Raw genomic sequence first — 11,179 nt, forward strand, 5'->3', positions numbered from 1 at the left:
CTCACGGCGAGGGTCCGAGTCCCGCGGCGAGTAGGCGCTCCACGATTCTGCGTCGCGCCTGGTCATCGGGGATGGTGACGGCGGATGAGATGCGCAGGATTCCGCGCTCGGCCTCGTCGACGAAGTCGATGACCGCGCGTGCGCTGCGCGCTTCGAGTGCGCCGACGTTGACATGCATCTGCCGGTAGTGGTCGGTGTCGGGCGATTGGGTGGGATCCCAGACGATGCCCACCCCGCCGAGCAGCATCGCGTCGTCGAGGATGGAGGACCTGTCGGAGACGGTGGCGATCGCCCGCGAAAGCTGCTCGGGCACGTCGCGCCCGGTTGTCGTGTCGAGGTCGAGGCCGTCAACCCATGCCGGGGCGAGCAGCGCGATCTTAGGGTGGATGAAGAGGGTGACTCGTTTGCCCGCCTCGTGTAGTCGGCGCGCGAGCGCGATCCACGGGGCGTAGACGGCATTAAGACCCGTGTAGTCTCCGGAGTGTTCTTCGAGGCCGTGTACGAGGGAGACTCTCCATGTGGGAGCGAGGACAATGCGGTCCCGGTCCCTGCCGAGCATCGGGTGCAGCAGGTCATGGCGGGGGAAACCGGTGAGCCACACTTCCGGTTCGGTGAGCGTGTAGGACGTGTGGTCGTCAACGAGGGCGTGGTATTCGACGGGGGTCGCGGCGATCATGACGTCAATCCGTTTGCCGTTCATCCATCGCCACATGTCGCGCATGGTGACGCCGTGTTGCAAGAAGACGACTCGTTGGTCGCGCCGCGTTCGCTTCCCGGTCAGGCGCAGGTGGGCTGCGGGGTCGCCGATGTCTGCGAGGAGCAGGGCGTCGGCCTGCGTCCACGCCTGGTCGAATTCGTCAGCGTGGATGTCGACGAGGGCGAAGCCGTCGGCTTGCAGGCGCTCCCAGTCCTCGCTGGTGCGTTCGAGGGCGAAGATGTGGCGTACTCCGGGCACGTGGTGTGAGGCGTAGCGGTAGAGGGGCTCGGCGTTGTCGCCTGCGGAGTTGTGCCGGTCCATGTACAGCCAGACTGGTTGTCGGGTCTGCTGGGCGGTAGCATCCGTGTCACTCGCTACTTTCGGCTCGTTGTTGATGAGTCGCTTCATCCATGCGGACGCGTAGGCGTTGATGGCTTTTCGACTGCGCCACGACACCGCTTTGACGAGGCGAGCAGCGAAGGAGGGCGGGTTGATGACGGGTGGTCGGCGTCGACGGTGGACTCCGGTGGTCAGAGTCGTTCCGTCCCGCACGAGCTCCACAGTTCCCCTGGGCAGCCAGGCGATCCTCTCGTGGACGAAAACGTCGTCGAAGAACTGATGGTCAATCGTTTTGACGTGTGCGACTTGGACCGGTTCGCCGTCGACACGCCAGTGATCGTCCGGTGAGGTTCCTGCGGGGTGGAAGACGCTGACACGACGGACGGGCAGTGTGGGTGTGTCCGCCATGAGGGTCGGGGCGGGCATGGTTCCATCGGCAACAGCGAGCAGAGCCGCAAGGCGATTGGGCGCAACGGATGTCACCTGGTAGTCCTCGATGATCGAGGGCGGGATCCGGGTGAGAATCTCACGCAACCTGTGCGCTACCCATGCGCGTTGATTGCTGCTGAGATGCGCCGCCCCGTAGTCGTGTCCCCGGTCTGCTTCGGTGACCTCGAGTAGCCGGTAGATGATGAGGCGTCCGATCCACGGGTTGGCTGTGATATCGAGGGCGAGCAGGCGGGGGATCTCGTAGTTGAGGACCTGCCGGTAGATGTCGATGCGGCTCCACCGTGCAACGCGCGCATCATTGTCGACTCGTTGGACGATGGGCGTTCCGCCGAGCTTGACCCGTGATCCGTGTCGGCAGATTGTCTCCGCGGTCCACACGACGCCGTCGCAGTCTTCGGGCGCACGGGAAGCGTACGAGTCCGGTTCTCCCTCGACGGTCACTCCGTCGGCGCCACAGACGAGTGCCCACGCCTCAACGTTGAGGTCGATCACCCGCGTGTGTTGCACACTCCGCGTCAACAACGGATGATCGTCATGGATCCCCCCGTCGTGCTCCCGCAGGATCGGGGCGACTGCGACTGAACCAGTGGGAGCCATTCCTACTCCATGCTTCTGTTCATATGCCTCACCGGTTCCTTCAGCCGTTCGTAACATGTTAGGTTGCCGTTCTCGCCAGGCGCCTCCTCAACCAACGCGAGCAGGCTCTTCATTCCTCCGTGAGTTTCCAATAGTCGATAGATCTGGTAACCGTCGAAGCGTCAGGCTTGTAGAAGGGTTCCGCAAGCCCCAGGTGCGGACGTTCCCAGGCGATATCCCGCCGAACGACACGTGCAGGGGAGCCAACGACGACACAGTTATTCGGAACCTCCTTCGTCAGCAAGGAGAAGGCTCCGAGAACTGTTCCGCTTCCGACGCGCGCACCTCCAAGAACTGTTGCACCCCAGGCGAGCCACACATGGTCACCGATGACGATGTCCTCCGCGGGGTTCACTCTTTTTCCTGAACGTACATCGAAGATGGGATGCCCGTCATCAGCGCGAACCTGATTCTGCGATGCGAACATCACATCATCGCCAACGCGGACAGTGGTTCCCTCAACCGCTGAGATAATAACCGGCGATGTGGAACTGACACCCGCCCCGATATCGACCGTTGAATCCTGCCCGACGCGCACCGATGCCGAGAATGAACGTCGTTGCGGATTCGCACCGATGATGAAACGTCCGCCGTCCCCGTTGAAGTCGATGCTGAGCTTGGTGACACTTGCACCAGGGCGGACGAGGACCGTCGCATCATAACCTCGAAAGGTCACGACACATCCGTTGAGGGCATCGCCCTCGCAGATGATTCGATTACCGCGCTCGTCACTATAGGCTGCGCACTCCACTGTCACGGGATCCGGTCGCATGCGCGTCTGCTCATTCACGCTTGTCAGTCCCCCATCTCCTCGCGGTCCACTCTCAATATGTGCCTTACCTGTCGCGTCCGTCGTCGCCCATGTGGGCTTCGCACCAACACGCAGATCACCTCGGCCATTGCGGATGCGGAGGGCACACAGATTCCCCGAGCTCGCAATACTCCACGGAGTCGAGACCACGACAGCGACCCCGTACTCTCCGTCGGGGAATTGATCCAGAGGAATCCCTGCGAGTTTCATATCGCTGTAATAGGCCTTTTCCGCACTACGTGGAATACCGGGACCAGGGCGACTCAGCATCCCTAAAGCGATCGATCGCAGCGACTCCCCATCATCGAAGATTGCAGTGTACTTGAGATCTCCCCAGTTCATTGCGATCATTCCACTGTCCAGCAGCCTCCCACGGAGGTTGAGGTGACACCCCCCAGCATCCAAAGTACATTCATCAAGGAATGTCACGTCGGATGTCGGGACAAGCCGAACATCGGAGATCTCAGTGAGTTCAAGCTCGGCCCCTTCAGAGTCCGAGCAGAATCGGACAATCCGGCGACCTACATTGCCCGTATCATGCATTACGCGGGTTGATTTTATCGACGTAACATGAGTTTGAGACTCTCCGTTTCGCGTCAATTCTAGCATCAGAGGATGGCGTCCGTCCGAAATCTCCCGGATGTCGATGCCTCTATTCTTGAAGGAGACCGAGCGAGCGGCTCGATAGTTCACGTAGTCGACGGCGTAATACTTCTTCGACAACTCCTCGTGTATCTCGGAGCCGAGCTGAACCCTCTGGTCTCCGATTCGTAGAACCCGCTTCCATTGGCCGTATTCATCGATAGGCATACCTCGCACGAAGGTATCAAGCTTCGGAAAGAAAGTTCCCTCACGGAGTTCTCCTCCAACGCACCAGGCTTCGACAGTATTCGGCTGATCAATCCGCGGGCGCCTGTCGACCTGCCAACCGATCTGCACTTCACCAACCTGGGGGACGAGGCCATCAAGAAGGAGGAGCAACAAAGCTTGAATGATCGGCACACAATACGGCGTGACATCAATGTGCTTTGAAACGAAGACAGAGTCAACCATGACAAGATTAAATTGAGTGAGCGCCTGAAAACTCGGAAGATTGGGCTCGATCTCAGAGAAGAACTGAGGATCGTCTTCGCTGCTGAGCAGATAGACCGGAACCTTGGAACCCTTATGTCGTTGCAGAGACTGATGGAGTATACCGTCAAGTTCTTCTGTAAAGACTTCGCTGCCTCTGGTCATCGCCTCATGAACTTCGGGCCAGTGATATTTAACATAGGAGGCCATCCGTAATTGCGGAACCCCGATCACACATCCACCCAGTCCGCATTCGAGGGCAAAATACAGCGCAGCTGAGCCTCCCTTTGAGAACCCCGTAGTTACGATTTCACTGTATTTGACCTTACGTTTCTCAGCGAGGAGCTCAAAGAATTCCTTTACTAAAATCGATGGACCATAGTCGCCGTCAGCAGCGATGTAATAGCCTTCTTTACTGCGTATACCAAACACATCATGAATCCAGAAAATCTCATTGCGTACCGGCGCAAGACTGTCGCCACCAAGATCAACCGTAAATGCTTTGCGAAAACCGGAAAATACAACAAGAATTCTGCGCCTATCTGACGATGGTGGCTTCCTAGTCACCGATAGCTTCCCAGACGGGAGATCAACCTCAAAGCATCCCACTCTATCCAGTTGATCACTCATTTCATTCCCTTTCAACAGAAGTTACGCCAACTTGAGGATGCCGAGTGAAGCAAACTCACGTCCGTGAGCTCCCGAAGCCTAAAAACTTCACCGTCAGTCCTCGAACTCGGAAGGAGACGAAGAGGTCAAATCAGACATTTTGATCCGAACGACGTGATCCTCAGCCTGATGCACTATCCAAGCAGAGTCACCACTCAACATATGCTCGATCGCCTCCACGACTCTGAAACAGTTATTAGTATCGATATAAGCAAAGGTATTCTTCACCCTCTCACGATAGAGCTCCTCAGTGTCTAGCACGCCCAATGAGACATTATGAATCCATCGCTCGGCAGATTCATGATCCTTCAGGAGCGGTCCCAAGCCCATCGTTTCGTAATCGAAGTAGCCTGGCGTCCACGAATGCACACCAGTCCCAATCGTTTCACGATCGAACTGATAATAGGCAACTGAGCGCCCCGCATATGCCATGTCGAAGGCCAAAGAAGAGTAGTCGGTCAAGAACAGATCCGCCTCGACAATCAGATCTTGGAAAGATTGCTTCGTTGGATCAACAAATTCGATCCAGTCCGGATGATCAAGGAGATGTTGAAACTCAACGAGATTCGGATGCGCAACGAAACGAACGCGAAGCTTGCCATCATCGACGAGAGCCTTTAGCACCGGGGAAGCGACAAGGGACAGCCAGCTCTTGATGAAGGTCGATTCACGAAGAATCTCCCTTCTTTCTTCATCACTTATCGCTGCATCCAACGACAGTTTTAATGAACGGCGCCAGGTCGGCATAACGAGGAGACAGGCAGCTCCCGACTTCACCTTTGAATCGTGCACCCGCGCCTTCATGAGCAATGCATCGAATCTCGGAAATCCAGTCAAGGCAACGTTTGCAGCTTTAAAGAGGTACTTTGACTCTTTCCATACGAAGACATCATATTCGCTTCGAGTCACGGCGACACACAGATCGATCGCCTTGTAATTCAGCCAGTCTGAAATATCATTAATAGTTACTCCATGCTGAAGGAAAACAAACTTATACTTCGCTTTGATGCCAAGCGCCTTCGGAATGAGGTGCATGCACTCCCCGACAGCATCGGAAGAGATGACAACAGCTGCACGCGAAGCGGCTGCGATTCCTTCTGGCGAGCCGTACGCCAATAGCCTGAACCCTTCCTCTTCCAGACGAGACCAGTCGGGAGAATCTTCCCTCAGCAGGAAGAAGGCATTGATGTCTTGGCATTTATCTTTGATGTAGCGGTAAAGGTGTTCACCGTTGTCATCAGCCTTATGCGGCCGATCGAGAATGATCCAACAATTATCGAAACTATTTCCTACTGTCGCAATGACGGATTCAACATCAGCCTTTGACACGCTTGTGAGTGTCGTCGGATCTTCAGCATGGGACTTTAGTCTATTGATGAGCTTCTGACATGCAAGCGTGGCGCGCCCTACGGAACGGATTCCAGCCTCGACTTCGAAGCGTTCAATCATCTTATCGCGACTGGTCTGCCTCAGCATCACTTCACGACACCGCTCAGTCAGTTCAGCGAACCGATTGAGCCCAGGATCCCCGAGGACGCAAGGCTTGCTCGATGCAAGCGGAATCGGCTTTCCATCGATAAACACTGCCATATCACCGACCGGCGCCTCGATGGAGTACTCACGCATCAACACGCGTCCGAAGTATTCGTGGATCATTACGCTCTCAGGACGAATATCGACTGAGCGGCCTCGTTCGAAGATCTCAATGAGATGATCACCGTCGGGCACTTCGAGAGTCCAGCTGGTTGTTGCGCGGGTCGATCCCCACTTGAAGAGTCGGGCATTCGGCTCCGTCATCCCAAAGCCTACGAGGAGCGCCTCTCGCAAAGAAAATCTCGGAGTATTGACTTTTAATCCAGAGATTTGACGCCAGGTTAACTCCGCAAAGATCTGATCACAAGTCTTCATGAATGCGGCGTTAGTCTCTGCGCCGATCCAGCGAACTGATGAACCTATCCGATGGTATTCTTTAAAATACCACATGAGGTCATATAGAAGAGCACAAGAAAGCCAGTCGGGCACAGTACCAAATTTGTCCATTGCACGATGAACAAGGTCAAGATATCCTTTTTTCGGCTGAACAGTATATTTTTCAATCTGGGCCCATCCTGTCTGAACCGCAGACGAGGAATCTGCTCGTTTTCTGTAAAAATAATGAGCAGTTGCAACAAGACCAACTACGGGATCGGAAAACTCCATCAGGTAGCGAAGAATCATGTGACCGTCTTCAAAAGTTGGTTGAATTTTGGGATCGAAAGTGATCCCGTTGTTCTCCAGAATGTCCCGACGCATCACGCACGTCGCTCCGAGTTGGACTGTATTCGGTTCATCGTTCAAGCTGACCACGCGGTTACCCGATCGGAATTTTCCTCCGAGCGGATGTGAGTCGCGGAATCGGCCAGTCGAACCGTTTGTGATGTACACACGCGTTGTATAAAGGGAAACGACGTTTTCGGTATCAAGGATGATCATCTTCTTAATTTCGTCAAAATAGTTACGTCCAACGAGATCATCCGGATCGATTGAAGTCACCCATCTGCCGCGTGCATGCTTGAGAGCGTGTTTGCGCGTCCAGGCGATTCCTTCATTATTCTTGTTGACCAATACAACTCGGGAGTCTTTTGCAGCCCACCTTCGTGCAAGCTCGAAGGAAGCATCCGTAGATCCGTCATTCACCACGATGAATTCAAGATCATTCGCATCGATTGTCTGACGACACAAAGAGTCGATTGTAGCGGCGAAGTACTCTTCAGCATTATAGAGAGCAATGACAACGGAAAACAAGGGGACTCTCTGCTCATCCCTCCTATCGAACAACTCGATAGCACTTGTCTGCTCAATCGGATTCATGTCGCTGTTCTCCACGTTCATTCGGCAGCAGCACTATCGCTGATGATTCGCCGAAGCATATCTTCAATGACTTCTCGTTCATCAACCGATCGCACAATGAGTGTAAGAGCGTAAGTCGCTACCCTCTTCGCGTAGGCGTATCTACCGCGTCTAAACAGAATAATCGCTTGGATTGTACGAAGCCACGCTCCAAGAGACTTCGCAAAAAGATTGCCTTTAAGCAACTGATCTGAGATATCGCCGAGTTCCACCATCTTGCTCACATCCGGACACTCTTCATCCGTGACGATCAGTGCAAGGGCCTGACCGATGACCCCCGGTGACTCGAGACCATCAAGTGCAGTGGGATCGGCGACGAATCTCAGACCGTTGAGCCTGATCGACCTGCACAGCTCGGTCAGGCTGTGCAGTTCCTGCATAACGGGAATCATGGGAGTGATTTTATCGAGGTGGATATGGGGTTTTCAACGCATTGAAGCGCAGCCCAGTCCGAGAAAACTATGAGAAGCGACTCGGACACAGGAGCGAGCTCACCTGTAGATACAAGAGCCTCAGCAGACTCACAGACGTCTTCCCATCGGGCATCTCGGAAGTCCTGGGCGACGAGATCGATCAATGCACGACCAAGATACCTGTGATCGTCGACGAAACGGAGATTGTGGACTTTTCCGTATTGGCCGATCCGATCTGCCTGAGTGAAAAGATCAGTCGGCTTCTCGTTGAGATTCATCTGCATCACCCCGATGTCCCGTGCGAGGTGGACACGGGTATCATCTGACTCCAAGCGCTCAAGAAGCGCTCCAATCCGAGCGTTCGATACTCGCTCCAAAAGTTTTTCTTTCACTGCACGTTCAAGTCCATCTTCCGGATCAGCCCCGATATCCAGGCTGAGCACCGTGTCCTCGACAAGCTCCATCATCCGGTAAAGAAGCTCTCCCGGCGCTTCGGTCTCGGATACCGCAACCATCCCGTACGTCAGCAAGTCAGCGAGCGAACGATCAATGACAGCCGCGAAGAGGAACGCCGTCGCTAGGTCGGCCGAACACTCGATATGAAGCTCTTCCGAAGCCTCCTCGACGCCGTCATCGGCTGCTGTCAACAGGACGCGACGCCACTTCATTTCTTCTTCAGTCAGGATGAAACAAAGCAAAACGTCTTCTTCGGAATGGATTCTCGATTCAGTCGCATGCCTTGTCAAGAAAGCTGCACGTGCCGATTGCAATGCAGCAGCATCAAGTGGCGAGATCTCAACGTGAAAAGCCTCAAATGCCTGCCTTAGAGCCTCATACTGACGATTCAAATGACGAAAAGCTCCCGTATCCCACTCTGATATGGCTCTCTTGAGCTGTCGATCCCATAAGCTGGACCAATTCAACCAGTAGGCAGGAATCTCTGGACGAGAGGATTGAGGATTGTCCTTCATTGAATCCACGTCCTTCGACATATTGAATCCTTTCAAAACGAGTCGAGTCCCTCATCATCATGAGAAGAAACGAAATACAGTGAGACAACCTTGCTGGTGATCTCACTTATCCTATACAAGACTCCCTCCGACGACCCGAAGAATTGGAAGTCAAAGTGTTGCTGAGGTTTGTTCCCTGAGGATGTCACCGTGTCGACGCGGGTGTGTACGCGCGTGCCGGGCGCTCGGTTGTGACAGGCGTTCAACTTCTTCACCATCATCCTCTCCACCGGCCCGGTCGCGGTAATCTCAGGATAGCCGGATGGGTGACGATATTTGCCCGATAACACTCCTGATCGTGGCACGATGACGCTAGTCAGGTGAAGCGACGCAAAACGTCGTCGCGCCGCCGTGCGACCCGTTGCCTCAGAGCATCGGCTCGGACGACGGTCAGATAGGGTTCGATCTCGTCGATAAACGGATCGAATGCCTGCGGCGTCGCCATCGAGCAGGTCCTGTCTGATAACGGATCGGCCTACAAGCCACGTCTGTGGCACCACGTCTGCGACCAGCTCGACATCACCGTGAAGAAGACCAGACAGTCGAGTTTCTGGTAGTGGTGTAACGGGGGGTGTTTGGGTTTAGGCGTGGAGTGTGAGGATGGTGTTGGTGGCCTTGGGCGGGGTCGGTGGTGGTGTAGTTGTGGGTAAGGGTTTCTAGTCTGAGGTAGCGGTGGTTTTCTGCCTATTCGTTGGTTTGTTCGGCTAGGACCGTAGCGACCAGGTGGGTGGTGGCTTGCTGGTTAGGGAAGATGCCACGCAGTCGGTGCGGCGGCGTATCTCGCGGTTGAGCCGTTCGTTGGGGTTGTTTGACTAGATCTGGGCCCACAGTCCGGCAGGGAAATGGGCAAAGGCCAGGATGTCTGCCCGGGCAGTGTCCAGGTGTTCAAAGACCGGGGGAGTTTGTCTTGGACGTAGTCCACGAGGCGGTCAAACTGGGTGTTGGTGGCCTGGGCGTCTGGGTGTTCGTAGACCGAGTGTCGCATTGCTTTGATAGCCGGCCAGTAGGTCTTTGGGGTTATGGACATCAAACTTGGCGGCGTAGTGAGTGCGACAGCGTTGCCAGGTAGCACCCGGCGGTGGGCTGCGATTGCTTCTACTAGGCCCGTGTGGGAGTCACTGGTGACCAGGCGGACCCCGTTTAGGCCTCTGGCTAAAAGGTCAGAGAAGAACTCTTTCCAGGCTGCGCCAGTCTCGCTGGTAGCAACACGCATTCCCACTCCTTCGCGCCTGCTATCGGCGTTGACGGCGGCGGCTAGCAAAACCACAGCGTTAAAGACACGCCCGCCTTCTCGTACTTTCATGGTCAGCGCGTCGGCAGCCAGGAAGGTAAAGGGGGGCCAGCATCATGCAAGGGACGGTTGAAGAACTGATCAACGTATTCGTCCAGATCAGCAGCCATGCATGAAACTTAGAACTTAGACAAGGAGTCGTAGCAACACAGCAACGCAAGCCGTTGCGTTGCATATGCGTTGCATGAACGAGGCACAGGACGCGGACGCCAATCCGTAAATTCCAGCGCGGCAAGCTTTCGCGTCCGCTCGGCCTTAATGCAGGTAGAACGGTCGATGCCCAGCTCGTGCACAACGTCTTTTTTCTGACTCTCCTCCGACTGCTCTCGCGCGCGACGAATCGCTGCCCAAACGTCTCACACGACGACTCTCCCGTGGTGGGATTTCAGCACGTGCAGCACACAGAATGCGTCCACCCTCTCAAAGAGCGTCGCTACCCCGCCCGGCGGCGCGGTGCTCGCGCGCACGACCGATTCAGTCGGAAAGATGATGCGACGGCTTCCATCGCGGGGGCCTCCGTCGAGTTGTTCCTTGACGAAGCCGCATGCCCCCTGCGAGAGGGAAGTCCCGCCTGACCGTCGTCAGGGGTGGGAAAGCGCATTCAGCCGGGGGAAGCCCGTAACCCCACGACGGACACATCCTGGGGGACTCGGCGCCCCCTCTCGTGCATTACCCGAACACCCCCGAGGGCGGCCTCGTCATTGACACAGAATGGCTGTTAGAAGAACACTCAGCGGACCCACAGGAAGCGTAAGGCACCATGACAACAACACAAAGCGGGGTGGTGAGAATCTTTCACCACCCCGCCGCGTTGTGATCAGGGCCTCCTACGTTTCCTGAGTCTGTGCGGCGTGCTCGTCAGTCTGTGCGGCGTGCTCGTCGCGCAGCCGCGCGTTCTGCTTC

The 11,179-nt window shown here is 55.6% G+C and carries 8 protein-coding genes and 1 pseudogene; 1 reads left to right on the forward strand and 8 read right to left on the reverse strand.

The window, feature by feature from the left end:
- Position 1: 1 nt before the first annotated feature.
- From BQ7471_RS03930 to BQ7471_RS11790, 6 genes are all read right to left on the reverse strand, one after another.
- Positions 2–2,083: a CDP-glycerol glycerophosphotransferase family protein gene (locus BQ7471_RS03930; RefSeq protein WP_076464340.1), complete on the reverse strand. Its 2,082-nt coding sequence runs from the start codon at positions 2,081–2,083 to the stop codon at positions 2–4.
- Positions 2,084–2,192: 109 nt separating this feature from the next.
- Positions 2,193–4,634: an acyltransferase gene (locus BQ7471_RS11475; RefSeq protein ID WP_205408241.1), complete on the reverse strand. Its 2,442-nt coding sequence runs from the start codon at positions 4,632–4,634 to the stop codon at positions 2,193–2,195.
- Between the two features lie 93 nt (positions 4,635–4,727).
- On the reverse strand, positions 4,728–7,523 hold the full coding sequence (locus BQ7471_RS03950; RefSeq protein WP_159438509.1) for a bifunctional glycosyltransferase/CDP-glycerol:glycerophosphate glycerophosphotransferase: 2,796 nt from the start codon (positions 7,521–7,523) through the stop codon (positions 4,728–4,730).
- Positions 7,524–7,540: 17 nt separating this feature from the next.
- Positions 7,541–7,954: a hypothetical protein gene (locus BQ7471_RS03955; RefSeq protein ID WP_076464346.1), complete on the reverse strand. Its 414-nt coding sequence runs from the start codon at positions 7,952–7,954 to the stop codon at positions 7,541–7,543.
- A complete protein-coding gene (locus BQ7471_RS03960; RefSeq protein ID WP_129583343.1) occupies positions 7,951–8,967 on the reverse strand; it encodes a hypothetical protein in 1,017 nt (338 codons plus the stop codon). The genes BQ7471_RS03955 and BQ7471_RS03960 overlap by 4 nt, the downstream gene beginning before the upstream one ends.
- A gap of 334 nt (positions 8,968–9,301) precedes the next feature.
- Positions 9,302–9,430, reverse strand: coding sequence for a hypothetical protein (locus BQ7471_RS11790; protein WP_268874458.1), 129 nt, complete (start codon positions 9,428–9,430; stop codon positions 9,302–9,304).
- Here BQ7471_RS11790 and BQ7471_RS11620 point away from each other — a divergent pair.
- Positions 9,420–9,524 (forward strand): annotated as a pseudogene (locus BQ7471_RS11620) (IS481 family transposase); the annotation flags it as partial. The gene BQ7471_RS11790 and the pseudogene BQ7471_RS11620 overlap by 11 nt on opposite strands.
- Positions 9,525–9,727: 203 nt before the next feature.
- Here BQ7471_RS11620 and BQ7471_RS03970 read toward each other — a convergent pair.
- The gene (locus BQ7471_RS03970) at positions 9,728–10,288 is read right to left on the reverse strand and encodes a transposase (protein WP_076464350.1); all 561 of its coding nucleotides are present in this window, start codon (positions 10,286–10,288) and stop codon (positions 9,728–9,730) included.
- Between the two features lie 589 nt (positions 10,289–10,877).
- A complete protein-coding gene (locus BQ7471_RS11830; RefSeq protein ID WP_328586644.1) occupies positions 10,878–10,946 on the reverse strand; it encodes a hypothetical protein in 69 nt (22 codons plus the stop codon).
- Between the last annotated feature and the right edge of the window lie 233 nt (positions 10,947–11,179).

Source organism: Actinomyces mediterranea (genome assembly GCF_900155595.1).
Taxonomy (GTDB): domain Bacteria; phylum Actinomycetota; class Actinomycetes; order Actinomycetales; family Actinomycetaceae; genus Pauljensenia; species Pauljensenia mediterranea.